Below are 25,726 nucleotides of genomic sequence, written 5' to 3'. Positions count from 1 at the left end.
CTGCGCCACTCCCTCGATCTTTTTCGCCCGCCCTCCGGATCATTACCACCGGAGGAGTCATGGGCTACCGCTTTACTGATCTCACTACCGCTTGCCAGAAAGATTGGCGCGCCTATATTGAGCACGATTTTGTGCGCCAGCTAGGCACCGCCACGCTGCCCGGGGCGTCGTTTCGCCACTATTTAAAGCAGGACTACCTGTTTTTGATTCACTTCGCCCGCGCCTATGCGCTGGCTGCCTACAAAAGCCCCACCCTCGCCGATCTTCGCCAAGCCCATGAAGGCTTGAAAGCCATTGTGGATGTGGAGCTGGGCCTGCACGTGGGCTTTTGTCAGGAGTGGGGGATTTCCGAGCAAGAACTGGAGGAGCTTCCCGAAGCCAGAGCGACGCTTGCCTACACCCGCTATGTGTTAGATACCGGCAACCGCGGCGACCTGCTGGATTTGCACGTGGCGTTGGCCCCCTGCCTGGTGGGCTACGGCGAAATCGCCAACTGGCTAAACGCCCAGCCTTCCACCCTGCGCGGCGCGCAAAACCCTTACGACGCCTGGATAGCCATGTACGAAGGCGAGGAGTTTCAGGCCGCCATGCAGGCGGAGCTTGAATGGCTGAATATCCGCCTTGCCGACATTACCCCCGCCCGCTTTGCCGAACTGAGCAAGATCTTCCGCGACGCCACCCGCCTGGAAATCGACTTCTGGCAGATGGGCCTAGAGCTGATAGACCAAGACCTCACCCACTAATTCAGCAAAACAACACAAGGAAACAACCGTAATGACTAAGACCGTAACAAGCAAAACCAGCCACTTTTTAGCCGAAACCGCCCAGGTCGATGCCGCCGCCATTGCGCCGCTGCCCGGCTCACGTAAGGTATATATCGAAGGTTCGCGCCCGGATATCCGTGTGCCGTTCCGGGAAATTTCACTGTCGCCGACCAAAACCACCGGCATTGATGAAGAGAACCCGCCACTGCTGGTGTACGACACTTCAGGCCCCTATAGCGATCCGGATGCTAACAATGACCTGCGCCGCGGTCTGCCGGAACTACGCCGAGCCTGGATTGAAGAGCGTGACGATACCGAATTTCTATCAGGCCCCACGTCTGATTACGGCAACCGCCGCGCCAACGACCCGACGCTTGCCCAGCTGCGCTTTGATCTAACCCGCACACCACGCCGAGCAAAACCGGGCAAGAACGTGACCCAGCTGCACTACGCCCGCCAGGGCATTATCACCCCGGAAATGGAGTTTATCGCCTTGCGCGAAAACCAGCGCCGTCAAGCGCTAGGTACCGCTGAAGTAGAGCGCATTCTGGGCCATCAGCACAAAGGCCAGAGCTTTGGCGCCAGCCTGCCGGAAGAAATCACCCCTGAGTTTGTGCGTGATGAAGTCGCCAGAGGGCGGGCGATTATTCCCAATAACATCAACCACCCAGAAAGCGAGCCGATGATTATTGGCCGTAATTTCCTGGTCAAAATTAACGGTAATCTGGGTAACTCAGCGGTGACTTCTTCTATCGAAGAAGAGGTAGATAAGATGACCTGGGGCATCCGCTGGGGCGCGGACACCATTATGGATCTCTCCACTGGGCAGAACATCCACGAAACCCGCGAGTGGATTTTGCGCAACTCGCCGGTGCCGATTGGCACAGTGCCTATCTATCAGGCGCTGGAAAAGGTCAAAGGCGTGGCCGAAGACCTCACCTGGGAAGTCTTCCGCGATACGCTGATCGAGCAGGCCGAACAGGGCGTGGACTACTTCACCATTCACGCGGGCGTACTGCTGCGCTATGTGCCGCTCACCGCCAAGCGGGTCACCGGCATTGTCAGCCGCGGCGGCTCGATCATGGCCAAATGGTGTTTGTACCATCACCAGGAGAGCTTCTTGTACACCCACTTCGAGGAGATCTGCGAGATCTGCAAGCAGTACGATGTGGCGTTCTCCCTCGGTGATGGCCTGCGTCCTGGCTCAGTGGCCGATGCCAATGACGAAGCACAGATGGCGGAGCTAAAAACCTTGGGCGAGCTGACCCATATTGCCTGGAAGCACGATGTGCAGGTGATGATCGAAGGCCCCGGCCACGTGCCCATGCACCTGGTGAAAGAGAACATGGATAAGCAGTTGGAATACTGCGACGAAGCGCCCTTCTATACCTTAGGCCCGCTGGTAACCGATATAGCCCCGGCTACGACCACATTACCTCGGGCATTGGGGCGGCGATGATCGGCTGGTTTGGCTGCGCCATGCTCTGCTACGTCACCCCCAAAGAGCACCTGGGCCTGCCCAATAAAGACGACGTCAAAACCGGCATCATTACCTACAAGATTGCTGCCCACGCGGCGGATCTCGCCAAGGGCCACCCTGCAGCACAGCGGCGGGATAATGCACTCTCTAAGGCGCGCTTCGAGTTCCGCTGGGAAGACCAGTTCAACCTGGGGCTAGACCCGGATACTGCTCGGGAGTACCACGACGAAACCCTGCCCAAAGACTCCGCCAAGGTGGCGCACTTCTGCTCCATGTGCGGACCAAAGTTCTGCTCCATGAAGATCAGCCAGGAGGTGCGCGATTACGCCAACGAACATGGCCTAAACGGCGATCAGGAAGCGGTGATGAAAGGCATGGAAGAGCAGGCAGAGAAGTTCCGCAACAAAGGCAGTGAGCTGTATCAGGAAGTTTAAAATAGCGACTTACTGAACAGCATTGTGACTATATGTGGCCCTTGAGTCTTAGCAAAACTCAAGGGTCACATTAATATCCAATCGCCACAGGCCAGCCACTGAATTTGTTCTAACAATATTAAAAGTAATTACCGTCCAAGTAGATTAATTATACATTGCTCGTGTATGATTCTCATTTGCGCAGCGCTCTGTTCATAGCGTTTTATTTAAAACCAACACCATTCAAAGAACCGATTCCAGATGAAAACCAAACTTTCCTTGGCGGTAACCGCGGCTCTGCTCAGCGCAGGCATGTTAACCGGCTGCAGCGATGATAACGAATCAACGTCAGCAGCCACACAGGAGGAAGCGCCGAAAAATAATGCAGCTCCCATGCTGAAATATATTCCGGCTGACTCTCCCTACTTCATGGCAACACGTGAAGCAATGCCTGAACAAGATGCTTTTGATCGTTATCAACGCATGCAACCCAAGGCTAGCATTGAGTCTAGTTTGGATGAGCTACGCGAGACACTGCCCGAGATAGACGATGAAGTGATGTATTCGTTGATGACGGTATTGATCGCCATGAGTGAAGAACTGGTCGATGTTGAAACACTGGACGATGTCCATGCGCTAGGCCTGAAAATGAACCCTCAGGCCGCCCTCTATGGGTTGGGTGTCTTGCCTGTTTTACGTATGCAACTGCAGGATGAAGATGCCTTCCGCGAAACGCTGCAACGCATTTGACCAAAGCAGACATTAACCTGAGCACGGCCACCACCAACGGCACTGAATACTGGGTGCTGACGCCTGAGGGGCCCGTCAAGGCGATTCTAGCCATTGACGACCAGCAACTGCTGGTGTCTGTGGTACCACAGAATGCTAGTGACGAGCTGCTAGCACAAGTGCTGGGCAACACCCTGCCCGACAGCAGCATCGGTGATACCGATGCACTGGCAGAGCTTGAAAAGCGCCATGGCTTTACACCTTACGGCGCGGGGAAAATCGACTCCTCACGCCTACTTAATGAGCTGAGCACCCCCACTCACTCAGGTACTCAGGCACTGATGGAAGCGGTTGATGCCGAGCAATTGGATTTATCCGCCTGCCAGGCAGATATCGACCGTATCACGAACCGCTTCCCTGGCCTTGTAATGGGCTCGCGCGAGAACGATCTTGACCGCATGGAAATGAACCTGATTCTAGAAACCGATGAGGATATTGTCAGCGACCTGCGCACTCTGACGACTCAGGTGCCGGGCCTAGGTAGCACAGAAGGTATGGCCAGCTATGGCTTAGGTCTGAACATGCCGCTGTTGGTTCAGACCGTTCAGAAATATGCTCAGGAAGTGCGCCAGAACCCCTTCAGCTGTGATGAACTACAAGATCTGAACAGCTCCTGGAATGAGATCAACATGGCGATTAATAACCCGATCACCATGATGATTGGTCAGTCACTATCTGGCTTCAGAGCTCGTATCAACAGTCTGACAATGACAGACGGCGAACCTACCATGACGGGGCTCCTGACGCTTGCTTCACAAAATCCTCTTTCCCTGCTTTCTGCCGCAAGCTCTTTCGCGCCGGAGTTAGGGACTCTAGGGCTTGAACCCGGTGGGGAAGCCAAGCAAGTCGAGAGCATGATGCTGCCCCCTGAGGCACCGGAACTCTACGCCGCCATGTCTGACACGGCTATTGTACTGGGCGCTGGTATCAGTGATTCGGCGACACTGCAGAAAGAGCTGGAAGCCCCTGCCTCAGAGCGCAATCTGCTTGTTCATGGACACATAACAGGCGAGTTCTACCATTCACTGGCCGACTTTGTGGAACAGATACCATCAGATGATTTGTCAGCGTCCGATATTGATATGCTCAAGCAATATGGTGACATCTACAAAAACATGGAGTACTGGTTCAGAGTAGATGACGCTGGCGTGGAAATGAGTTTATCGCTGGAATTAAACTAAGATCAGGCCGCTTCAATAATGCGAAAAACCTGCTAGTGGGTTAGCGGTTTTTTCGTTTGAGCAAGACAACTGTTTAAAACCACTTAAACGCCAACAGGGGGCCGAAGCCCCCTGTTGGTATCAGTGTTACATAACTAGCGCTGTTTTTTCTGGCTCTCCTTGGCGTCGCCTTTGCCTTTTTGCAGTTCGCCTTTAGCCTGCTGGGCCTTACCTTTGGCTTCAGTTTTAGCGCTTCCTGTTGCCTTGCCCGTGGCTTCTTTCACTTTTCCCGCTGCTTTGTTGGCCGTTCCTTTCGCTTTATCTTCTTTACCAGTTGCCATGACGAACACCTCTAATCCGTTAGTAGGGAAAACGCCGTGTGTGAAAGGTGCGAGTAGCACGGCTAATCACACGTCGACACATTCATCAGAGTAGCCTTTATTAAAAAAGTTGCGCTAATTAATTTAGGCCGGGTTGTTGGCGGGTAACCGCGTTGGTGCCCAGCGGTTCAACACGAAGTGCAGGGAAGCCATAGCCAGAAGCGTAAGAACCAGTGCCACACTCATGGAAGAGAAGCGATAGAGCGCGCTATACACCAGATCCTGATGCGGGCCTAACGACTGACCAAACAGAATCCCCAGAGTGGTCAGTCCACCAAAGCCAATCCCTGAACCGCCCCCTTCATGGATATGCTCTCGAGCGAAAAGCATTAACCCCAGCCAGTAGAGCAACACCACCAGCAGGAAATGGTGGCTCTGAGTATATAAGAATAACTGCATTAATAGAGCCAAGTTGCACCCTAGTAGGGTTCCTATGGCTCGCTTACCGGCTGATACTTTCGCTCCAGAGTACCCCAGCGTAAACAGCACCAGGATGGTCGCCATCTGCGCAGAGAGCGACCCTTGCAAGTCGAACATCTGAAACACTACAAATGAGAGCGTGGCGGTTAATCCACCGATTAAAGTTTCATGGCGAATTTGCGAGGGTGTTTTGGTAACCCTGGGCGGCGGTTTGCGGGCTTCCACGTCGGGAAACAGCGTATGCATCAGCATGGCAATAAACACCGCCAAACCACTGGCGACGAGATTACAGGCCAGTAAATCGCTCAAGTCCACATTGGGGTAGCTGGCGAAGTGAAGCAGAATGCTGAGCGTCAGCACACCGTTGGCGCCAAACAGAAACAGCGGCCCTTTCGCCATCAGGTTAAAGCGAAACAGAAAAATGCCCATCACCACCAGGGTCATCACCACCGGTATATGTTTGAGTAACCCCACCACCAGGCTGACTTCAAGCACGTTAAGCGATACGTTGGCTAAAAACTGGCGAATAATATGGCCATTCAGAATCGGCACCATGCCCAGCAAGAACATCGGGAAAACAGTAAAAAACACCCCGTAGTTCCAGCCCATTAGCTGGCTGACCACAAACCCCAGCGTGCCACCACCGGCCACCCGCAAGCACTGACGCAGGCCGTTTTGGGTTAACACCGGGCGAGCAGTTCCCTTGGCATTAGCCCAGTCACGCTTCCCCCACCAACCTTTAAACGGGGTCAACAACAGGCGCTTAATATACGGGCTCTTAATAAACATAGTGCAACCAGCTGATCAGATGTGCCTGTAACCACACAAATGGTTTGGCCAAAGCAGCATCTCCTGGCTGAAGCTGCACCGTGGCGCGGGCGCCGCTGGGTAATAAATTCGCGATTGGCTGAGTTAGCACCAGGTGTACACGCATCCGCTGGGCATCGCGTATCCAGCGATCGGTGGTGGGAATATCAGCCAGTTGACCATCGGCAGACAACTGTCCTTCACGAACACCGGCATCCATGGCGAGCACTTGCGCATCAAATACCTGGCCTGGCCAAGCATCAAACACTACTTGCGCTGCGTCACCAGGTGCCGCATGGCGCAGGCTCTTTTCGCGAAAATCGGCAATGACATCTATCGCATCCGCCACTACTGCTACCGCTGGCTGCCCCGCCTGAACGTAGTCGCCTACATCTAGCTGCAGGTTGGAAACACTTCCGGCTTGCGCGGCGCGCACCTGGGTATGAGCAAGATCCAACTGCGCCTTGGAAAGCGCATTGTCTGCTTGGCGCAAACGCAGATTCGTCTCACCGGCCTCGCCCAGTTGCACTTCCAGGCTGACGATTTTAGCCCTGGCTGCCGCCACACTGGCCTGTGCGGTACGCTCAGCAGCCACCTGCTGTTCGTACTGTTGGCGCGATACGCTCTGCTGCGCCACAAGGGTTTCAGCACGCTGAAGTTCTCCCCGACGCTCGGCAGCCGTTGCCTCAGCGGACGCCAGCTCCGCTTGGGCAGAGGTAAGCTCTGCTTCCAACCGGGCATTCTCCCGCTTGGCCTGTTCGCGATTAAGCTGCGCCTGCTCAACGGCTAATCGAAACGGCGCAGGGTCGATCTGAAACAGCACATCGCCTTTTGCTACATGCTGGTGATTACTGACCAGCACCTCACTCACTGGGCCGCTGAGTTCGGGCGCTATTCGCGTGACCGGCCGCATCACCCTCGCCTCGGGCGTCATGGGCATAAAGCTATCGGCCACCAGAAAATAGATAAAAAGCAGTACAAAGGTAGCAAGGGCTACCCTCACCCATCGGGCAAATATTTGATCGGGGTCATGCAGAGCTCACTTGTTAGCCACCAGGAAACCACCTGGCCAGCGCCTCTCAACGGGCGCGCATCGTGTAGGGAATCGCATAGGGGACTTTAGTCTAACAATCAATTAGCGCGCTAACAATATACCTATGTCTATCTACTGCTACATAAACGCTCTCTACAAGCTTATAAAACAAAAAACCCCATGGCATAAAGGCCATGGGGTTTAGTCATTCGCTACGCTGTTACGCTAAGGATTTAGAACCGGTAGCGTAAACCTACGCTTGCAGCATCAAAGGAGTAAGCTGATTTATCCAGGTAGCGCATATAGTCCGCGCTGAGGGAGAGGTTTCTGGCCACATCCATCTCAGCGCCTGCGCCGTAGGAAAAGTCGCTTTCGCTGTCGCCGCGGTCAAACTCTACTTCCGTAAAACCCGCCAGGCCATAAAGACGTACTTCAGGTGCTATGGGAATAATCCCTTTAGCATAAGCACCCGCTACATAGTCTAATTCGGCACCACCGTCGGAACCGCCCGTACCTAAATGACCTTCAATGCCAAAGTAGTCATTGAACTGGGCACCGCCGCGCAGGCGTAAGCCTACGTCATCACGGGACGAGCCTCTGTCTGGATCCAGACTCCAGAACATGGCATCAGCGCCCAGGTAAGCTTGCGGATAACCGGTAGACTGTTGTGCTTGAGCAGTGGTTGCAAATGCGCCTGCACCCACCAGGAGTACCGCCGATGTAAGTGACAACATGGACATCTTCATAGCTTGCACCTCAGTTAAAAAACAGTGTTTCCTTACACATTTGTATTGTGATTCATAACTATGAAGAACGCAAACATTTACCGCCCCTTGGATAAGCTCAGCACGACAATACCGCCAACGACGACTGCCCCACCTACCAACTGGCCGGGGCTAAGCATTTGCCCCAACACAAAGTAACCCAGCACCAGGGAGGCAACCGGCTCGATATTCATCACCGGTGCGTTGCGTGCCATATCGAGTCGCGGCACAAAAATAAACAGCGTCGAAAACGCCGAACCATACAGCAGACCAAGCAGCGTTAGCCCTAGCCAGCCGGTACTGTTATCCGGCAGGCTCATACCCCCTGGCACTACACCGGCGATGCCGCCAATGATCATGACAATAAACACGGTCTGCATGGTCAACAGGCTGCGCAGGGTGCTGCCCACTCCTGCAAGGCGGTGCTCGGTAACCCACAGCGCGCAGGCAAATACGAAGGCCGCCATTAATCCAAAACCAATGCCTGCTATCCACCCCGGCCCCATGCCATCGGCGCTGGCAATCCATGAGGGAATATCCAGCACCACCAGTAAGCCGATTAAAATCGTGCCCATGATCAGACAGCTACGCAGAGTAGGACGCGGGCCGCCCAACGCCCAACTGAGCAGCGCCAGCTGAATAGGAAAGGTATTGACCAATAGCAGTGCGATCACCACAGGCAGCCTGGCCACCGCCGAGTAGAGGCTAACGCTTTGGATCGCAATCAGTAGCCCCACGGTCAGTTGCCACGGCCAAGATCCCGCGGGCAGCCACAAGCGCTTTTTCTGCACGATGACTAGCGCCACTAAAATCAGGCAGGCAACCCCCGAGCGGGTTAATACCGCCAGTAACAGACCGGTGCCATTATCAAACGCCAGCCGAGCTGAAACGTGATTGGCGGCGAACATGGTGGCCACGGTCATCATTAACAGAATGGCCAAATGGCGCGGCAGTAGTTTCGGCAAAGAGGACGCTGACATAAGAACGGTACGGCTCGTTATAGGGGTGAAGGTGTAAGATGGCGAGTAGCCAGGTAGGCAAAGATCCCAGCATGCCAAGCTTTTGCCTAGAAGGCTAACGAAAGCCTGACGCTGCTTTTGCGCGCTGCAACATGTTAAACTAAAGTCTACCCCTTTGCTCAATAACCTCCTAGCGAAAAGGTTTTTATGAACGCACCGGTGCTGGTCATTAACTGCGGTTCCTCCTCTATTAAATACGCGTTGATTGATTCCGACCCTCAGGCACCGCGACTTGAGGGCATAGCGGAACGCTTGGGTAGCGAGGATGCACGCCTCAAGGGCAAAAACAGCGCCGGTGATCGTTTCAGCCAACCACTTCCTGGCGCCGACCACACCAAGCACTTAACGCGATCCTTGAGCGTATGGAGGGCCGATTACCAGCGGCGGTGGGCCATCGCATCGTGCATGGCGGCGAGCACTTCACCCAGGCCGCACTCATCGACGCTAGTGTCATTGCGGCTATCCAAACCACCGCAGCACTTGCCCCCCTTCATAACCCAGCAAATTTAGCGGGTATTGCGGCGACCCAGAACGTCTTTCCAGACCTGCCCCAAGTGGCAGTGTTCGATACCGCTTTCCACCAAACCATGCCGCCGCGTGCTTACCGGTACGCACTGCCAGAAAGCCTCTATGCTGAGCATGGCATTCGCCGCTACGGCTTTCATGGCACCAGCCACGCTTATGTTAGCCAGCGGGCGGGCGAACTGAGTAGCCGTGGCACAGGCGGCTGGCTGACTGCCCACCTGGGCAATGGCTGCTCCACCAGCGCGGTGTGGAACAATCAAAGCCAGGATACCAGCATGGGCCTTACCCCACTGGAAGGCTTGGTGATGGGCACCCGCAGTGGCGACGTTGACCCTGGCCTGCACGCCCACCTGCACCGCCAACTGGGCTGGTCGCTAGACAAAATCGACGACGTGCTCAATAAAGAGAGCGGCCTACTGGGCCTTTCAGGCTTAACCAACGACATGCGCGAAATTGAGGAGGCTGCTGAACAAGGGCACGCCACCGCACAGCTGGCGGTAGAGGTATTCTGCTACCGGATCGCTAAATCTCTGGCGGGGCTCTCCTGCGCCCTGCCCCAGCTTGATGGGGTTATTTTCACCGGCGGTATCGGCGAAAACTCGCCGATTGTACGTCGCCGTGTGCTCGCCCTATTGCCCCACTTCGGCTTTGCGCTGGATAACGACGCTAACGAAGCGACTATCCGCGGCAAAGAGGGCAAGCTGGATAGCGCCAGCCATGAAGGCCCCCAGGTGTGGGTGATCCCTACCGATGAAGAAGGCCGCATTGCCATGGAAACCCGCCACTGCCTAGAGACACGTGTATGACTCATCCCGACCAGCCACAAGCGATTCTGTTAGTGCCTACCAGCCAGGGCGTCGGGCTTACCTCCGCCTGTCTGGGGTTAATTCAAGCGCTGGATACCATCGGTCTGAAAGCCGGGTTTTTAAAGCCGTTTATGCAGAACGAGCTGAACGGCCCAGGCCTGGATCGATCCACCGCATTGGTTTCCCGGGCACTCAATCAGCGCCCGCCTTCGCCGATTTCCCAGGCTCGCCTTGAGCGCTTGCTGCGCGACGACCAAATCGATGAGCTGATGGAAAATGCCGTCGAGCTCTATGAACAGGTTGTTCAACAGGCCCACCGCGATGGCAGCACCCTAGACCTAGTCGTGGTAGAGGGCGTAGTGCCCACTCAGCACACCACCTACGCCACCCAAACCAACGCCCAGCTCGCCAACGCGCTTAATGCGCGAATTATTCTTGTCGGATCCGGTGATTTAAACGAGCCCCAGGCGCTGGCCGAGCAGCTTGATATGCACGCCCGCAGCTTTGGCGGGGTTAGCTCCAGCCGCACGCTGGGCGGCATTTTGATGCGCATGAAAAATCTGCCCTACGCGCAGGAAGATGATCTTTCTGCAGCACCGGGCACCTTCAAACCGCAGTTGGAAGAGTCAGTGCTCGCTGAGCTGCGCCAGTACTCCCCCGCCCTGGCGACCGATAAATTCCACCTGATTGGTGTGGTGCCTTACAGCAAAACGCTTAGCGCCCCGCGCACCCTGGATGTGGCCCGGGCGCTTAATGCCAAGTTGTTGAACGAAGGCGAGGCGGCCAGCCGTCGGGTACTCTCCACCAGCCTCTGCGCCCGCAGTGCTGCCAACGCACTGCATATTTTCACCCCTGGTAGCCTGGTAGTGGCTTCCGGTGACCGTGATGATGTGGTGCTGGCCTCAGCGCTGGCGACCATGAACGGTATTCAGCTAGCGGGCGTACTGTTGACCAACGGCTTTATGCCCAACGACAGCATGATCGAGATGTGCCGCCCCGCGCTCAAAACGGGTCTACCGGTCTTGGCAGTAGAAACCGACAGCCTGACCACGGCACAGCACCTCAGCCAGCTAAGCAGCGAAATCCCTATGGACGACTTCGAACGCGCCGAACAGGTGGCCCGTTACGTCGCAGCCCATATGGATCTTGAGTGGTTAAAAGCCCACCTGAGCAGCGGTTATACCCGCCGCCTTTCACCTTCAGCGTTTCGCCACCAGTTGGTTAAACTTGCCCAGTTGGCTAAAAAGCGCGTAGTGCTGCCGGAGGGGGATGAACCGCGCACCGTAGAAGCGGCAATAATCTGCCAGCGCCGCGGCATTGCCGACTGCGTACTGCTGGGTAAGCGCGACGATATCGAAAATGTAGCGCGCAACCGCGGTCTGACACTGCCAGAATCGCTGACGATTGTTGACCCTGAAAGCACCCGTGCGAACTATATTGGCCCGATGGTCGAGCGTCGTCGTGGCAAACTCAACGAGCTAACCGCCGAAGCGCAGTTGCAAGATAACGTGGTGCTCGGCACCATGATGCTGCAGTTAGATGAAGTCGACGGACTGGTTTCCGGCGCCGTACACACCACCGCCAACACCGTGCGGCCCGCCTTCCAGTTGATTAAAACCGCGCCGGAGTATAATCAAGTCTCGTCGATTCTTTATGCTGCTGCCCGAGCAGGTGGTGGTCTACGGCGACTGCGCGGTGAATCCCGACCCAGACGCTGAAACCCTGGCCGAAATCGCCCTACAAAGTGCCCGCTCCGCTGAAGCCTTCGGTATCGAGCCACGTGTCGCCATGATCAGCTACTCCACCGGCGACTCCGGCACCGGCGCGGATGTGGATAAAGTCCGCGAAGCCACCCGGATTGCTAAAGAACGCGCGCCGCACCTGGCCATCGACGGCCCGCTACAGTACGACGCCGCCGCTATCGAGAGCGTGGGCAAACAGAAAGCCCCCGACTCGCCAGTGGCAGGTAAAGCCACCGTGTTTGTGTTCCCCGACCTCAACACCGGCAATACCACCTACAAAGCAGTGCAGCGAAGTGCCCGCGTCGTGAGCGTTGGCCCCATGCTGCAAGGGTTGAACAAGCCAGTGAATGACCTTTCCCGCGGCGCACTGGTCGACGATATCGTTTACACCATTGCACTAACCGCCATTCAGGCCAGTCAGCGGGAAAGCTGAGTTACAGAAACTTTCCCTAGCCAATAAAAACGCCCCAAGCAGATAACTGCTTGGGGCGTTTTATTAACGGCTTAACGGTATGTGAGGGCTAAACCCACATCGGCACCATCGATTCCAGCACCATGACTAAACTCATCGCGGTGATGGTAAGGATAGAGACGCCAAACACCTTTTTGGCCCAGCGCACATCGTCATCTAAACGGTAGCCGCGCAGTGCCAAGTAGAGCCAGTAGCCGCCCATGGTCAGCGCCACGCACAGATATCCCGCGCCCGCTTGGCTGGCCAGCCCTAGCGCCAGCGAGGCGGGAATAAACGCCACAATGTAGCCAAGGATATGGTGTTTGGCCATTTTCACCCCGCGCACCACCGGCAGTACCGGAATCGATGCCCGTTGATAATCGGCGTAGCGGAAGATCGCAATCGCATAGGAGTGCGGCATCTGCCACAGGCAGAAAATCACCAGCAGCATAATGGCACCGCTGTCGAACTGACCGGTCACGGCGCAGTAGCCTACCACCGGCGGCATGGCGCCGGAGAGGCTGCCTACCAAGGTGCCGTACTCCGAGCGGCGCTTCATATAGAGGCTATAAAGCCCCACATACACGCCCCAGCCAATCACCGCCAAGGCAACGGTTAGCCCGTTGGTGCCCAGCGCCAGGCACACCACCCCCGATACACCCAGCAGCGCCGAAACGCCCAGTGCCTGGGTAATAGAGATGCTGCCTCTTACCAGGGGGCGATGGCGCGTACGCGCCATCAATGCATCAATATCGCGGTCAATAACGTTGTTACACGCACAGCCTGACGCGATGATTAATGCAATCCCCACCATGACCGACACAAAGCTGAGCCACTCGAACTGCCCTTGGGCGGCGAGAAAATAGCCCCCCAGGGTGGCAATCAGGTTGCCGCCGATAATGCCCGGCTTGGTCAGCTCGAGCAGATCCCGCCAGCGGCTGGGCGCTGAGATTAGCCGATCATCATGTTGAGATGCAGATGCTGCATGATCCACAGCGAGCCTCCTACCACTAGGACGAGAATCGTCAGTGTGAAGACGAAGGACATCAGATTCCAGCCTTCGTCGGCTTTGGTACTCATATGCATAAACATGACCAGTTGCACCAGTATCTGCAACACTGCGGTCACGGCTATCACAATCACGGTAGCCAACACGCTAAAAGCGCCACTCATCACCACCGCAAAAGGGATAATGGTCAGTATCAGCGACAATACCAGTCCTGTCACATACGACTTAACGCTGCCATGGGCATTGGTTGAACTTGCACTCATCTCACAACACTCCCATCAGATAGACGAATGAGAAGACACAGATCCAGACAATATCGAGGAAGTGCCAGAACAGGCTTAGGCACAAAATCCTCGGCCGGGTCATATCGTTCAACCCTTTGGTGTAAAGCTGTACCAACATCACCAAAATCCAGATCATGCCAAACGTAACGTGCAACCCGTGAGTACCGACTAGGGTAAAGAAGGCCGATAAAAAGCCGCTACGGTCCGGACCGTACCCTTCATGGATTAGATGCTGGAATTCATAGACTTCCATCCCCAGGAAGCACAAGCCCAGTAGAAAGGTAATAATCAGCCACACTTTCACTTGGCCAACACGGTTGGCATGCATTGCCAAAACGCCCATACCAAAGGTGAAACTACTGATCAGCAGTGCAAAGGTTCCGAAAAGGATCAAAGGTAATTCAAAGATATCAGCGCCAGTTGGCCCACCCGCCGTGCCCTTCATCAGCACGGCATAAGTGGCGAACAGTGACCCGAAGATCACCAAATCGCTCATTAAGTAGACCCAGAAACCAAACAATTTCGTGCCCGAGGCATCGTGATGCTCTTCTTCGTGCTCTACCGGGTGGTGCGAGCTATGATTTAGCGTATCAGTCGACATTACGCTTGCGCCTCCACGCGTTGTTGATGCTCACGTTCGATTCGCTCAACTTCAGCAGCGGGAACGTAGTAGTCGATATCGTCGTTAAATACCCGTGCCATAAAGCTGATGAATACACCCACGGCGCCGACGCCGGCTAACCACCAGATATGCCACACCAGCGCAAAGCCGATGACCAGCGCAAAGAAGCTGATAACTGGCCCGGCCACGGTATTACGAGGCATATGAATATCGGTATAGGGGGCTTCTTCAAGCTGCTCTTCGCTACGCTGCTTTTGCGACCAGAAGCTGTCGATATCGCCCACTTCCGGCAGACGTGCAAAGTTGTAGAACGGCGCTGGAGAAGAGGTTGACCACTCCAAGGTGCGGCCATTCCAGGGGTCGCCGGTGACATCAGCGTTCTGTTTGCGGTCACGAATACTCACCCAGAACTGGATGATGGTGCAGACAATGCCCAGCATAATGATTACCGCGCCTACCCAAGCCAGAATCATCCACGGCTGCCATTCGGGGTTGGCGTAGGACTGCATGCGGCGCACGGCACCAAAGAAGGCCAGTACGTAAAGCGGCATAAAGGCGACGTAGAAGCCGATAAACCAGCACCAGAACGAACGCTTGCCCCACTTTTCGTTCAAAGTGAAACCGAACGCTTTGGGGAACCAATAGGTAAGCCCCGCCATCATGCCGAACACCACGCCGCCGATAATAACGTTGTGGAAGTGCGCAATAACGAACAGGCTGTTATGCAACACAAAGTTAGCCGCGGGCACCGCCAGCATAACGCCGGTCATACCGCCTAGGGTAAAGGTGATAATAAAGCCCAGCGTCCATAGCACCGGCGAAGTGAGTTCCAGGCTGCCGCGGAACATGGTGAACAGCCAGTTGAACACTTTCACCCCGGTAGGAATGGCGATGATCATTGTCATAATGCCGAAGAAGGCGTTGACGTTGGCGCCCGCCCCCATGGTGAAAAAGTGGTGCAACCAAACCACAAACGAGAGCAAGGTGATCGAAATGGTCGCCCACACCATGGTGGCGTAGCCGAACAGCCGCTTACGGGCAAAGGTCGCAATCACTTCAGAGAACACGCCGAAGGCTGGCAGAATCAGGATATAAACTTCCGGGTGGCCCCAGGCCCAGATGAGATTGACGTACATCATCATGTTGCCGCCAAAATCATTGGTAAAGAAGTGCATACCCAAATAGCGATCCAGCGTTAGCAGCGCGATGGTCGCGGTCAAAATTGGGAAGGAAGCAATGATCAGCACGTTGGCGCACAGCGAGGTCCAGGTGAAGATCGGCATGCGGAACATCGTCATGCCTTTGGTGCGCATTTTAATGATGGTCACGAAAAAGTTAATACCGGTCAGCGTGGTGCCTATACCGGATATCTGCAACGCCCATATCCAGTAGTCGACCCCCACCCCGGGACTAAACTCGATCCCCGATAACGGCGCGTAAGCGAGCCAGCCGGTTTTGGCGAATTCGCCCACCACCAGCGAGATATTGACCAGTATCGCGGAGACCGCAAACAGCCAAAAGCTTAAGTTATTCAGGAAAGGGAAAGCAACGTCGCGGGCACCAATTTGCAGCGGCACCACCAGGTTCATCAAGCCGATGACCATGGGCATGGCGACAAAGAAGATCATAATCACGCCGTGGGCGGTAAAGATCTGGTCGTAGTGTTCGGGGGGTAAATAGCCCGCTGCATCCCCGGCGGCCATCGCCAGCTGGGTGCGCATCATTATCGCATCCGAGAAGCCGCGCAGCAGCATCACCAGAGCGACGATGAAATACATAATGCCGAGCTTTTTATGGTCAACGGAGGTAAACCACTCGTTCCACAGCCAGCCCCACTTACGGTAATAGGTGATTAAACCAAACAGTGCGATCCCACCAATGGCCATAAAGGCCGCGACGACCATGATGATCGGCTCGTGGTAGGGAATTGACTCTAACGTGAGTTTTCCAAACACGGCTTAACCTCCCACTTCTACGCTAGAGGAGTGGCTGCGCATGGCATTATCCTGACTAGCATGGTTGTTAGTGACATGACCTGATTCGGCCGCGTGATCGGCAGTCTTCTCATTTTCACCATCGTAGGAGTCAGCATGATCGCCGCCCATCTGATGCTCGCCGCCGGTATGGAAGCTTCGTAAGATGCTTTCATACAGCGATGGTGAGATGGCTGAGAAGTACTCAACCGGATTCGATTCGCTAGGTTCCGCCAACGCTTCATAACCTTCTGGGTAGGTCAGCGTTTGTGGAGCAGCGCGTACCGTTTCCACCCAGGCGTCAAAATCCTCAGGGTTGGTCACCTTGGCTTCAAAGGTCATGCCAGAGAAGCCCGCGCCACTGTAGTTGGTGGAACGACCAGGGTAGCTACCAATCTCATCGGCGATGAGATGGACATCGTTATCCATGCCCGCCATGGCATAAATCTGGCTACCAAGATGGGGGATAAAGAAAGCGTTCATCACTGAGCCTGAGCTGACCCGAAAGCGCACCGGTGTATCTACCGGAAAGGCCACTTCGTTAACACTGGCAATACCCTGCTCGGGGTAGATAAACAGCCACTTCCAATCAAGCGCCACCGCCTGTATTTCGATCGGCGCCACATCGCTTTCCAGCGGTTTGTGGGGATCAAGGCTATGGGAGGTCTTCCAGGTCAACAGGGCGAGCACCGCGATAATCGCACAGGGCACGATCCACACCACCGCTTCAATCACGTTGGAGTGCGCCCAATCAGGCGTGTATTTAGCCAGGCTATTACTACGCCGGTAACGCCAGCCAAACAGCAGCGTCATGACAATCACAGGAATAACTACAATCAACATTAGGCCAAAGGCGGTCAGAATCAGTGTGCGCTGCTCAGCGCCAATCTGGCCTTTTGGGTCTAGCAGCGCTGAACTACAGCCTGCTAGAAACAGACACAGCGCAAGGAGCACTAGAGTGCCTCGCCTGCGCCAAAGTGAGCGTCGTTGCATGGTGTGATCTCGTCAGAGGTTGTTTAAAACACTAGCTAGCCATGTCGCCCTTCTACATAGCAGGCTAACTACCACCCCATACTCTTCCCAAAACATGCTCTGCATGGCGCTCTTGAAAACGTGCTAGGAAAACGCTCTCAAGGACAGTGCACACGTGACGCTGGGCGCCATTGCTCCGGGAAAAATATGCGTCGCCGGATGGGAATTGGCGACGAGCCTCGCTGGCCTAAGCACTAAAGGCTTAAGCAGTTAAGACTAAAGTATTTTCTATTGATCGAGATCATGAAAGAAGTGGCGCATTGCCGCACCCAAGGTATTGACTGGGATGAGCAAGGGGGAAATCGCTTACGCCACTGTGACGGTGGGAACCACTATCTCAGGTACAACGCGGCCATTTTTTTTAAGCAACTGCGGGGCGCCCTCTTCGTCGGTAACCACCACATCAAAATCGTCCAGAGCAGCGAAATAGGCCGGGCGAACTACGCTGAACTTACTGGCATCTACCACCAACAGGCGCTGCATAGCGGTGGCAATGGCAGCCTGTTTAGGCGCCACTTCGTGAAAGTGAAAGCAGCTAACACCACGCTCTAAATCCACCCCTGCAGCGGAGATCAGCGCCTTATTAATGCCTAACCGCTCGATAGCAGCAGTCATATTGTCGCTACCGAATGACTGCGAGGTGGCATAAAACAGCCCGCCTAGTAGCACCAAGCGCACGTTGGGCAGGGCGGCAACGGCATTGGCAACATTAAGCGCATAGGTCACTACCGTCAGCTCTCGGAAATGACTTAACTGGCTCAGCAGCGGCATTAGCGTTGAGCCGCAGTCGATAAACAGCGTATCGCCCTCTTCTATGTAAGCTAACGCCCGCTGACAAAGCCGATACTTGGCCTGGTAGTGGCTAGCCTGCTGTTCGGTCAAGTCATAAATAGGCGTTACGCCAGGGTAGTTTGCCATCACTAGGCGCCCACCCAGCAGGCTAATGGCAGTATCCTGAGTCGTCAGATCGCGACGGATGGTCATTTCGGAAACATCGCATAGCTCTGCGGCATCGCGCAGATGAAGAGTACCGCCACTGGCAAGCGCTTCCTGAAGCTTGGCAAGGCGCAGCGCACTACGGCCATTCATGGTGGGCATCTCCTGGCAAACCCCTCTTGTTGTGATTTTCGCAACGAGAGCATCGGTGTTGCGTCCATTTTCATTTCTATGCTGAGCGAGCGGCGGCGTAATTTCCACTGCTACGACGGCTATTGGTGCTATTAGTGCCACAATGAGAGCCATATGACATTTAAATAGCGTTGATGTGACAACTCTTGCAAATCAACGTTAGAAAAATAACACTAAATGTTATAATTTTAACATTAACGCCAGCCCGCACGACTACAAACTCGGATAGCCACACCCAAGTGGCTCCGCGACAACCAATGTTGAGGCTCTCATGACTGCTCGTACACACTCTCGCCCCCCTTCGTCTAAGATCGCGCTTGGCGCTGGCGTATTAGGGGCCATACTCACTACGCCGCTAATGGCAGACGAGGCTGCTCAGTCGCATCCTCTAGATCGACTGTGGTCATTCGCCAACGTTTCGGTTAACTACCTGGACTGGTCAAACGGCACCGAGGCGCGCACCGCTTCCAACGCGGCGAAAAGCGACTTTATGTTTCTCGAAATCGAAGGCGGCGCTGGCTTTAGCTGGGGCGAGTTCTACGGCTTCTTTGATTTCGAGAACCCCACCAACGACCAGTTCGATGAGTCCAGCGGTGGTAAAGACAACTTCCGCACCGCGGGTAAAGTGACCTCACACATTTACCTGGGTGACAGCTCGCTGTCGATTTACGCCCACCTGTATGACTTCCGTGATTACGGTTATGACAGCCGCGAGCAGGATCAGATTCTTGGTTTGGGTTACCGCACTACCTTCGACAATGGCCTGTGGTTCAAGCCCTTTATCGGTGCTGCGCGGGTACAAAGTAACAGCTATACCGGCATGAACGGCTATATGGCAGGCTGGGTCGCGGGTTATGATTTCACTGCACTCAACCAGGACTTCAGCGTCACCAACTGGCACGAACAGACCTTTGGTCGCGACGATGAGTATCTGGAGCAGAACTACGTGGGCGATACAGCGGGCAGTGTAGGCACCAACGGTGCACTGAGCCTATGGTGGCATCCGAGTGATTTGATCACCACTGGCATTCAGTATCGCTACTCTGACAATAAGTTGGGCACCCCCAACAATTATCAGAATGCGATGATCTACTCCGTCAAGCTCAACTTACTATAAACGCGCTTCTTACTCGCGGACTCGAAGGATCTCCTTATGACACTCCTTATGAGCTTGGTGGGTATGGTCACTCTGGTGGCCATTGCCCTGATCTTCTCCTACGACCGTAAATCGATCCGGCTACGTACCGTGCTGGGCGCCTTTGCTATACAAGCGGGGATTGGTGCCTTTGTACTTTATGTGCCGTTTGGCCAAGCGGTACTACAGGCCATCTCCTCCGGCGTTAGCCAAATTTTGGTGTATGCCAACGATGGTATCGGCTTTCTGTTCGGCGGCTTAGCCGATGTGGATAATGTCGGCTTTGTATTTGCGATCAAAGTACTCCCCGTCATTATCTTCTTCTCCTCGCTGATCGCCGTGCTCTACTACATCGGCATTATGCAGTGGGTGATTCGCATCCTCGGTGGTGCCCTGCAAAAAGCCCTGGGCACCTCTCGCACGGAGTCGCTTTCTGCAACGGCAAATATTTTCGTCGGCCAGACCGAAGCGCCGCTGGTGGTGCGCCCGTTTATCGCCCGCATGACGCCTTCGCAGCTGTTTGCCGTTATGTGTGGTGGTCTGGCGTCGGTCGCCGGTTCAGTATTGGCGGGCTACGCCGCGCTGGGTATTCCCATGGAGTACTTGGTAGCGGCCTCCTTTATGGCGGCGCCGGGCGGGTTGCTGTTCGCCAAGCTGATCATGCCGGAAACCCAAGACGTTACCGACAGCGACAGCGTTACCAAGGTGGAAGAAGAGATTGAAGCCCTGGAAGATAAACCTGCCAACGTCCTGGATGCTGCTGCATCGGGCGCTACCTCGGGTTTAATGCTGGCCGCCAACGTGGGCGCGATGCTGCTGGCATTTATCGCCCTGATTGCCCTGATCAACGGCATCCTGGGTGGCATTGGCGGCTGGGTGGGCTTTGACTCGCTGAGCCTGGAGCTGATCCTGGGCTGGCTGTTTGCCCCGCTGGCCTTCCTGTTGGGTGTACCCTGGGAAGAGGCGACGCTGGCTGGCTCATTCATTGGCCAAAAATTAGTGGTCAACGAGTTTGTCGCCTACATCAACCTAGCGCCTTACATTGATGGGGAACAGGTGGTAGCTGCGACGGGTCAGATGATGACACCGCACACCATGGCGATCCTCTCTTTTGCGCTGTGTGGCTTTGCGAACCTCTCCTCCATTGCGATTCTGCTGGGTGGCCTGGGTAGCATTGCCCCTACCCGCCGCAAAGAGATTGCTCGTTTTGGCGTCAAAGCCGTATTGGCCGGTACACTGTCCAACTTGATGTCGGCCTCGATTGCTGGCTTCTTTATCGCCCTAAGTAACGTCACTGCTTAACGCAGCGGGTTTTACTGAAGGTGGCGGGCACTGCGGCTTTATCCGCAGTGCCCGTTTTTATCTTTTACTGATTTGTGAGAATTCCATGACTGCGACCGCCTCTCCCCATATCGTCCAAGCCGCCCGCCAAGCACTCACCCTCATGGATCTGACGAGCCTGAACGACAACGACACGGACAGCACCATTGAAGCGCTCTGCCAGCAGGTAAAAACGCCCTTTGGCACCCCTGCCGCGGTCTGCGTATACCCACAGTTTATTGTCACCGCCCAGCGTGCCCTTACGGCTCACAAGCTAAACGAGCAGGTGAAGATCGCCACGGTCACCAATTTCCCTAATGGCGACGACGACATTATGGCCGCCGCCCGTGAAACCCGCGATGCGGTTGCCTCCGGCGCCCATGAAGTTGATGTGGTATTTCCCTACCGCGCGTTGATGGCAGGCGACGAAGAGACCGGCCTTGAGCTGGTAGAAATGTGCAAAGCCGCCTGCGCTGGTCAAGCACTGCTCAAAGTGATCATTGAGTCCGGCGAGCTCAAAGAACCTGCGCTGATCAAACGCGCCAGCGAACTGGCCATTGAAGGCGGTGCGGATTTCATTAAAACCTCGACCGGCAAAGTAGCTGTTAACGCTACACTGGAAGCCGCAGAAATTATGCTCAAAGCCATCAAGGCCAGTGGCCAAGACGTTGGTTTTAAAGCAGCAGGTGGCGTCAAAACCGCCGAAGACGCAGCAGAATATTTGGCTCTTGCTAACGATATTATGGGCTCAGGCTGGGCGACGCCCGCTCACTTCCGCTTTGGTGCCTCTAGCCTGCTGGGTAATCTGCTGGCTACGTTGACCGGCAACACCAACGCGGCCACCACTGACGGAGGTTACTAATGTCTGCCAACGCGACTAAACACACCCTTCTTCCCCAGGAGCTGATTCGCCTAAAGCGTGATAACCAGCCGCTGCCCGCGGAAGAGATTAAAGCCTTTGTGCAGGGCATTGCCGATGATCGCATCAGCGACGCCCAAATTGGCGCCTTCACCATGGCCGTGTTTCTCAACGGCATGAGCCGTGAAGAAGTCGTTGCGCTGACCACCGCCACCCGCGACTCTGGCCACGTGATGCAGTGGAGCGATCTAAACCTGCCCGGCCCGATCGTCGACAAGCACTCCACCGGCGGCGTGGGCGATTTGGTTTCGTTGGTGCTCGGCCCCTGGGTCGCCGCCTGCGGCGCCTTTGTACCGATGATCTCCGGTCGCGGCCTGGGCCACACCGGTGGCACCCTGGATAAGCTCGAATCGATCCCCGGCTACGACCCCTACCCTGCCCCTGAGCGCTTCCGCGAGGTGGTGAAAACCACCGGCGTAGCGATTATTGGCCAAACGGGTGATCTCGCCCCCGCCGACAAGCGCATCTACGGCGTGCGCGATGTGACCGCCACCGTGGAATCGATTCCGCTGATTACCGCCTCTATCTTGGGCAAGAAGCTGGCCTCCGGACTGGATGCGCTGGTAATGGACGTTAAAGTCGGCAGCGGCGCTTTTATGCCTACGCCGGAAAAATCCCGCGAACTGGCCAAAAGCATCGCCAATGTGGCCACCCAGGCAGGCACGCCCACCACCGCCCTGCTCACCGATATGAGTCAGCCGCTGGCGCCCTGCGCCGGTAACGCCGTAGAGATCGTTGAGACTCTGGCCCTGCTGCGTGGCGACCGCCCCAACAGCCGCGTGATGCAAGTCACCCGTGAACTGGCCGTGGAAATGCTGATCGCCGGCAGGCTCGCAGGCTCACGTGAAGAAGCGCTTACTCAGCTTGAGAAGGCGCTAACCTCTGGCGCAGCTGCTGAAGTATTCGCCCGCATGGTGCACGAACTCGGTGGCCCCAGCGACTTTATGAAACGCTCCGAACACTACCTAGCCAAGGCCGAGGTAATCAAGCCGGTATATGCCGAGCAATCGGGTATCGTGCAACGCATCGATACCCGTGCGGTGGGCATGAGCGTGGTGGAACTGGGTGGTGGCCGCCTGCGTAACGATGCCAGCGTCGATCACAGCGTCGGTTTCACCGACATCGTCGAAATCGGTGAGAGCGTGGATAGCCAGCGCCCCATTGCCATGGTGCACGCCCGCAGTGACGCCGCCGCCGAGCGCGCCGCCGAACAGCTGCGTGCAGCGTTTACAATTGGCGAAGGTACGGCCAGCGCCGACACCCTGCTACAAGACACTTTCCGTGGAGAAGCCTTATGAGCCGCGCGATTGTACTGGTACTTGACTCCTTTGGGATTGGCGCCGCCCCGGATGCCGCGACCTTCGGTGATGAAGGCTCCGACACCTTGGGTCATATAGCCGCCGCTTGCGCCCGTGGTGAGGCGGATAACGCCAACCGTTCTGGGCCACTCAAGCTGCCCAACATGGCCAAGCTGGGACTATTTCATGCCCACCGCGATGCCACGGGCAGCGTTGCCGAAGGTGTCACGCTGCCGGATAGTCTGGAAGGTGCTTACGCCCACGCCAAAGAAATTTCCAGCGGCAAAGATACCCCTTCCGGCCATTGGGAAATTGCCGGAGTCCCGGTACGCTTCGAGTGGGGTTACTTTCTAGATAAAACCGACAGTTTCCCCCTTGAGTTGCTCGACGCCATCGTGCAAGAAGCTAATCTCACCGGCGTGATTGGCAACTGCCACGCCTCCGGTACCGAGATCATCGCCCGCCTGGGTGAAGAGCACGTCGCCACCGGCAAGCCAATTGTTTACACCTCGGCGGATTCGGTCTTTCAGATCGCCGCTCACGAAGAGCATTTCGGCCTTGAGCGGCTTTATAAGCTGTGCGAAACCGTCCGCGAGCTGCTGGAGCCTTATAACATTGGCCGCGTCATTGCGCGTCCGTTTATTGGCGAAGACAGCACCACTTTCGCCCGCACCGGCAACCGCCGCGACTACAGCGTTGAGCCGCCCTCGCCCACCGTACTGCAAAAGCTCGCCGATGCCGGTGGCGAAGTGGTCTCGATTGGTAAAATCGCCGATATCTACGCCCACTGCGGCATTACCCACAAGGTAAAAGCCAGCGGCCATGACGCACTCATGGACGCCACCCTCAGAGAGATCGAGCGCACCAACCAACGCGACGAAGGCGAGCGCGCCATGATCATGACCAACTTTGTCGATTTTGACTCGGTCTATGGCCACCGCCGGGACGTGCCGGGCTATGCCGCCGCGCTGGAAGATTTCGATGCAAAGCTGCCTAATCTACTGGCTGCGCTAAGCGAAGATGATCTGCTGATTCTCACCGCCGATCACGGCTGCGACCCCAGTTGGCACGGCACCGAGCACACCCGCGAGTACATCCCCATTCTGGTACATGGCCCCGGCTTTACCCCCGGCCCGCTGGGCGAGCGCGGCACCTTTGCCGATATTGGCCAAACCCTGGCCGACTTTTTCCTGCTACCGGCCATGGCCGATGGCAAAAGCTTTCTACCCGACGCCGCTTAACGACTAGCGCCGCTTAAAGGAGACCTTTGATGGCAACCCCACATATTAACGCTGCTCCCGGTGATTTTGCCGATACCGTACTGATGCCCGGCGACCCGCTGCGCGCCAAATACATCGCCGATACTTACCTGGAGAATGTGCGTCAGGTCAACGACGTGCGCAACATGTTTGGTTATACCGGCACCTATAAAGGCCGCGAGATTTCCGTGATGGGCCACGGCATGGGCATTCCGTCGGTCTCCATCTATGCCAAAGAGCTGATCACCGACTACGGCGTAAAATCGCTAATTCGCGTGGGCTCCTGCGGCGCGGTACGCGACGACGTCAACGTCCGCGATGTGGTGATCGGCATGGGCGCCAGCACCGACTCCAAAGTCAATCGCATGCGCTTCAATGACCACGACTTCGCCGCGCTTGCGGATTTTGAACTCACCCAGCACGCAGTGGCCGCCGCCAAGGCCAAAAACGTGCCGGTCAAAGTGGGCAACATCTTCTCTGCAGACTTGTTCTACAACCCGCAAACCGAAATGGCTGAAATGCTCAAGCGCTACGGCATTGTCGGCGTCGAGATGGAAGCCGCAGGTCTTTACGGCGTCGCCGCTGAGTTTGGCGCCCGCGCCATGACCATCTGCACCGTGTCGGATCACATCCTGAAAGGCGACTCGCTCTCCAGCGCCGACCGTCAAACCACCTTCGACGATATGATGCTGATTGCACTGGACACAGTACTTCGCGACGACGCTGCCCGCGCTTAGGGCGTTGAAGCGGCCAAAAGGAAAAGTGATGGATCAAGTATTGGAAGAGATCGTTCAAAAGTTGTTAAACGCGCGGGCTAACGCTTATGTGCCCTACTCCGCGCATCCGGTGGCGTCGGTGATGGTGACTCCCGATGGTCAGCAGTTTGCCGGCACCAACGTGGAGGTGGCGCACTACAAAGGCTTGTGTGCTGAAGCCTCGGCCATTTCCGCCATGGTGACCGCAGGCCAACGCCAGCTGGCGACCGTCTACGTCATGGGCCCCGCTGATCACCTCTGTACGCCCTGCGGCGATTGTCGTCAGCGCATTCGCGAGTTCGCCACGCCAGAGACTCAGATCAAGGTGCTATCCGGCAGCGGAGAGCTGCTCAAAACCTACACCATGGAAGCACTGCTCCCCGACGCCTTCGGGCCGGAGCAGTTGCCACCGCGTTAATATTTCTACGCCAAAGAAGCC

Annotated in this window: 21 protein-coding genes and 3 pseudogenes; 13 read left to right on the top strand and 11 right to left on the bottom strand. The window is 55.9% G+C overall.

The genetic code is table 11. From position 1 onward, the window contains the following. Positions 1-59 precede the first annotated feature (59 nt). The 4 genes and pseudogenes from tenA to FDY98_RS05610 all read left to right on the top strand — a co-directional run bounded on the left by tenA (position 60) and on the right by FDY98_RS05610 (position 4,627). The gene (gene tenA, locus FDY98_RS05620) at positions 60-743 is read left to right on the top strand and encodes a thiaminase II (RefSeq protein ID WP_009287211.1); all 684 of its coding nucleotides are present in this window, start codon (positions 60-62) and stop codon (positions 741-743) included. A 31-nt stretch (positions 744-774) separates the two neighbouring features. Next, positions 775-2,678, top strand: a pseudogene (thiC, locus tag FDY98_RS05615) (phosphomethylpyrimidine synthase ThiC). A gap of 240 nt (positions 2,679-2,918) precedes the next feature. Further along, entirely contained in the window at positions 2,919-3,407 is a 489-nt protein-coding gene (locus FDY98_RS27170) for a hypothetical protein (protein ID WP_340146779.1), read from the top strand. Next, a complete protein-coding gene (locus tag FDY98_RS05610; RefSeq protein ID WP_340146778.1) occupies positions 3,404-4,627 on the top strand; it encodes a hypothetical protein in 1,224 nt (407 codons plus the stop codon). Before FDY98_RS27170 ends, FDY98_RS05610 begins: the two co-directional genes overlap by 4 nt. A 134-nt stretch (positions 4,628-4,761) precedes the next feature. Here FDY98_RS05610 and FDY98_RS05605 read toward each other — a convergent pair whose 3' ends face one another. The 5 genes from FDY98_RS05605 to FDY98_RS05585 all read right to left on the bottom strand — a co-directional run bounded on the left by FDY98_RS05605 (position 4,762) and on the right by FDY98_RS05585 (position 8,990). Next, entirely contained in the window at positions 4,762-4,947 is a 186-nt protein-coding gene (locus FDY98_RS05605; RefSeq protein WP_027959871.1) for a CsbD family protein, read from the bottom strand. A gap of 123 nt (positions 4,948-5,070) precedes the next feature. Then, on the bottom strand, positions 5,071-6,195 hold the full coding sequence (locus FDY98_RS05600) for a DUF2955 domain-containing protein (RefSeq protein ID WP_027959872.1): 1,125 nt from the start codon (positions 6,193-6,195) through the stop codon (positions 5,071-5,073). Next, positions 6,185-7,126 carry an HlyD family secretion protein gene (locus FDY98_RS05595; protein WP_340146777.1) on the bottom strand — a complete coding sequence of 314 codons (942 nt, stop codon included), beginning with the start codon at positions 7,124-7,126 and terminating at the stop codon, positions 6,185-6,187. The genes FDY98_RS05600 and FDY98_RS05595 overlap by 11 nt, the downstream gene beginning before the upstream one ends. Before the next feature lie 353 nt (positions 7,127-7,479). Further along, the gene (locus FDY98_RS05590) at positions 7,480-7,992 is read right to left on the bottom strand and encodes a porin family protein (RefSeq protein WP_027959874.1); all 513 of its coding nucleotides are present in this window, start codon (positions 7,990-7,992) and stop codon (positions 7,480-7,482) included. A 77-nt stretch (positions 7,993-8,069) separates the two neighbouring features. Continuing rightward, the gene (locus FDY98_RS05585) at positions 8,070-8,990 is read right to left on the bottom strand and encodes an EamA family transporter (protein WP_027959875.1); all 921 of its coding nucleotides are present in this window, start codon (positions 8,988-8,990) and stop codon (positions 8,070-8,072) included. A gap of 186 nt (positions 8,991-9,176) precedes the next feature. On the opposite strand from FDY98_RS05585, the pseudogene FDY98_RS05580 reads away from it, so the two are divergent. After that, positions 9,177-10,360 (top strand): annotated as a pseudogene (locus tag FDY98_RS05580) (acetate/propionate family kinase). Next, a pseudogene (gene pta, locus FDY98_RS05575) lies at positions 10,357-12,535 on the top strand (phosphate acetyltransferase). The pseudogenes FDY98_RS05580 and pta overlap by 4 nt, the downstream one beginning before the upstream one ends. 88 nt (positions 12,536-12,623) lie before the next feature. Here pta and cyoE read toward each other — a convergent pair. From cyoE to FDY98_RS05545, 6 genes are all read right to left on the bottom strand, one after another. After that, positions 12,624-13,547: a heme o synthase gene (cyoE, locus tag FDY98_RS05570; protein WP_009287204.1), complete on the bottom strand. Its 924-nt coding sequence runs from the start codon at positions 13,545-13,547 to the stop codon at positions 12,624-12,626. Further along, entirely contained in the window at positions 13,505-13,825 is a 321-nt protein-coding gene (gene cyoD, locus FDY98_RS05565; RefSeq protein WP_022520636.1) for a cytochrome o ubiquinol oxidase subunit IV, read from the bottom strand. Before cyoD ends, cyoE begins: the two co-directional genes overlap by 43 nt. A 1-nt stretch (position 13,826) precedes the next feature. Next, the gene (gene cyoC, locus FDY98_RS05560) at positions 13,827-14,447 is read right to left on the bottom strand and encodes a cytochrome o ubiquinol oxidase subunit III (protein ID WP_009287203.1); all 621 of its coding nucleotides are present in this window, start codon (positions 14,445-14,447) and stop codon (positions 13,827-13,829) included. Further along, positions 14,447-16,423 carry a cytochrome o ubiquinol oxidase subunit I gene (gene cyoB, locus FDY98_RS05555; protein ID WP_009287202.1) on the bottom strand — a complete coding sequence of 659 codons (1,977 nt, stop codon included), beginning with the start codon at positions 16,421-16,423 and terminating at the stop codon, positions 14,447-14,449. Before cyoB ends, cyoC begins: the two co-directional genes overlap by 1 nt. A 3-nt stretch (positions 16,424-16,426) precedes the next feature. Further along, positions 16,427-17,434, bottom strand: a complete 1,008-nt coding sequence (gene cyoA, locus FDY98_RS05550) for a ubiquinol oxidase subunit II (RefSeq protein WP_027959877.1) — start codon at positions 17,432-17,434, stop codon at positions 16,427-16,429. Positions 17,435-17,779: 345 nt separating this feature from the next. Then, on the bottom strand, positions 17,780-18,562 hold the full coding sequence (locus tag FDY98_RS05545) for a DeoR/GlpR family DNA-binding transcription regulator (protein WP_022520638.1): 783 nt from the start codon (positions 18,560-18,562) through the stop codon (positions 17,780-17,782). Between the two features lie 310 nt (positions 18,563-18,872). Here FDY98_RS05545 and FDY98_RS05540 point away from each other — a divergent pair, with 310 nt between their 5' ends. From FDY98_RS05540 to cdd, 7 genes are all read left to right on the top strand, one after another. Beyond that, positions 18,873-19,718, top strand: coding sequence for an outer membrane protein OmpK (locus FDY98_RS05540; protein ID WP_022520639.1), 846 nt, complete (start codon positions 18,873-18,875; stop codon positions 19,716-19,718). A 36-nt stretch (positions 19,719-19,754) separates the two neighbouring features. Then, the gene (locus FDY98_RS05535) at positions 19,755-21,038 is read left to right on the top strand and encodes a NupC/NupG family nucleoside CNT transporter (protein WP_009287198.1); all 1,284 of its coding nucleotides are present in this window, start codon (positions 19,755-19,757) and stop codon (positions 21,036-21,038) included. Positions 21,039-21,123: 85 nt separating this feature from the next. After that, positions 21,124-21,918, top strand: coding sequence for a deoxyribose-phosphate aldolase (deoC, locus tag FDY98_RS05530; RefSeq protein WP_009287197.1), 795 nt, complete (start codon positions 21,124-21,126; stop codon positions 21,916-21,918). After that, complete coding sequence (gene deoA / locus FDY98_RS05525; protein ID WP_027959879.1) at positions 21,918-23,273, top strand: thymidine phosphorylase; 1,356 nt, start codon at positions 21,918-21,920, stop codon at positions 23,271-23,273. The genes deoC and deoA overlap by 1 nt, the downstream gene beginning before the upstream one ends. Then, a complete protein-coding gene (locus FDY98_RS05520) occupies positions 23,270-24,514 on the top strand; it encodes a phosphopentomutase (protein ID WP_027959880.1) in 1,245 nt (414 codons plus the stop codon). Before deoA ends, FDY98_RS05520 begins: the two co-directional genes overlap by 4 nt. A 29-nt stretch (positions 24,515-24,543) precedes the next feature. Next, entirely contained in the window at positions 24,544-25,269 is a 726-nt protein-coding gene (gene deoD, locus FDY98_RS05515) for a purine-nucleoside phosphorylase (protein ID WP_027959881.1), read from the top strand. 28 nt (positions 25,270-25,297) lie between these two features. Next, entirely contained in the window at positions 25,298-25,705 is a 408-nt protein-coding gene (gene cdd / locus FDY98_RS05510; RefSeq protein ID WP_027959882.1) for a cytidine deaminase, read from the top strand. Positions 25,706-25,726: the final 21 nt, after the last annotated feature.

The organism is Halomonas sp. PA16-9 (genome assembly GCF_009728585.1).
Classification (GTDB): Bacteria; Pseudomonadota; Gammaproteobacteria; order Pseudomonadales; family Halomonadaceae; genus Vreelandella; species Vreelandella titanicae.
This window is presented reverse-complemented; position numbering and strand designations above follow the sequence as displayed.

Bases quoted from the DNA above. Each gene is read 5' to 3' on its own strand.
- FDY98_RS05605 (WP_027959871.1), bottom strand. From the start codon at position 4,947: ATGGCAACTGGTAAAGAAGATAAAGCGAAAGGAACGGCCAACAAAGCA.
- cyoD (WP_022520636.1), bottom strand. From the start codon at position 13,825: ATGAGTGCAAGTTCAACCAATGCCCATGGCAGCGTTAAGTCGTATGTG.
- FDY98_RS27170 (WP_340146779.1), top strand. From the start codon at position 2,919: ATGAAAACCAAACTTTCCTTGGCGGTAACCGCGGCTCTGCTCAGCGCA.
- deoC (WP_009287197.1), top strand. From the start codon at position 21,124: ATGACTGCGACCGCCTCTCCCCATATCGTCCAAGCCGCCCGCCAAGCA.
- FDY98_RS05595 (WP_340146777.1), bottom strand. From the start codon at position 7,126: ATGCGGCCGGTCACGCGAATAGCGCCCGAACTCAGCGGCCCAGTGAGT.
- FDY98_RS05535 (WP_009287198.1), top strand. From the start codon at position 19,755: ATGACACTCCTTATGAGCTTGGTGGGTATGGTCACTCTGGTGGCCATT.
- FDY98_RS05545 (WP_022520638.1), bottom strand. From the start codon at position 18,562: ATGAATGGCCGTAGTGCGCTGCGCCTTGCCAAGCTTCAGGAAGCGCTT.
- cyoA (WP_027959877.1), bottom strand. From the start codon at position 17,434: ATGCAACGACGCTCACTTTGGCGCAGGCGAGGCACTCTAGTGCTCCTT.
- deoD (WP_027959881.1), top strand. From the start codon at position 24,544: ATGGCAACCCCACATATTAACGCTGCTCCCGGTGATTTTGCCGATACC.
- cdd (WP_027959882.1), top strand. From the start codon at position 25,298: ATGGATCAAGTATTGGAAGAGATCGTTCAAAAGTTGTTAAACGCGCGG.
- FDY98_RS05585 (WP_027959875.1), bottom strand. From the start codon at position 8,990: ATGTCAGCGTCCTCTTTGCCGAAACTACTGCCGCGCCATTTGGCCATT.
- tenA (WP_009287211.1), top strand. From the start codon at position 60: ATGGGCTACCGCTTTACTGATCTCACTACCGCTTGCCAGAAAGATTGG.
- FDY98_RS05540 (WP_022520639.1), top strand. From the start codon at position 18,873: ATGACTGCTCGTACACACTCTCGCCCCCCTTCGTCTAAGATCGCGCTT.
- cyoC (WP_009287203.1), bottom strand. From the start codon at position 14,447: ATGTCGACTGATACGCTAAATCATAGCTCGCACCACCCGGTAGAGCAC.
- deoA (WP_027959879.1), top strand. From the start codon at position 21,918: ATGTCTGCCAACGCGACTAAACACACCCTTCTTCCCCAGGAGCTGATT.
- FDY98_RS05520 (WP_027959880.1), top strand. From the start codon at position 23,270: ATGAGCCGCGCGATTGTACTGGTACTTGACTCCTTTGGGATTGGCGCC.
- FDY98_RS05590 (WP_027959874.1), bottom strand. From the start codon at position 7,992: ATGAAGATGTCCATGTTGTCACTTACATCGGCGGTACTCCTGGTGGGT.
- FDY98_RS05600 (WP_027959872.1), bottom strand. From the start codon at position 6,195: ATGTTTATTAAGAGCCCGTATATTAAGCGCCTGTTGTTGACCCCGTTT.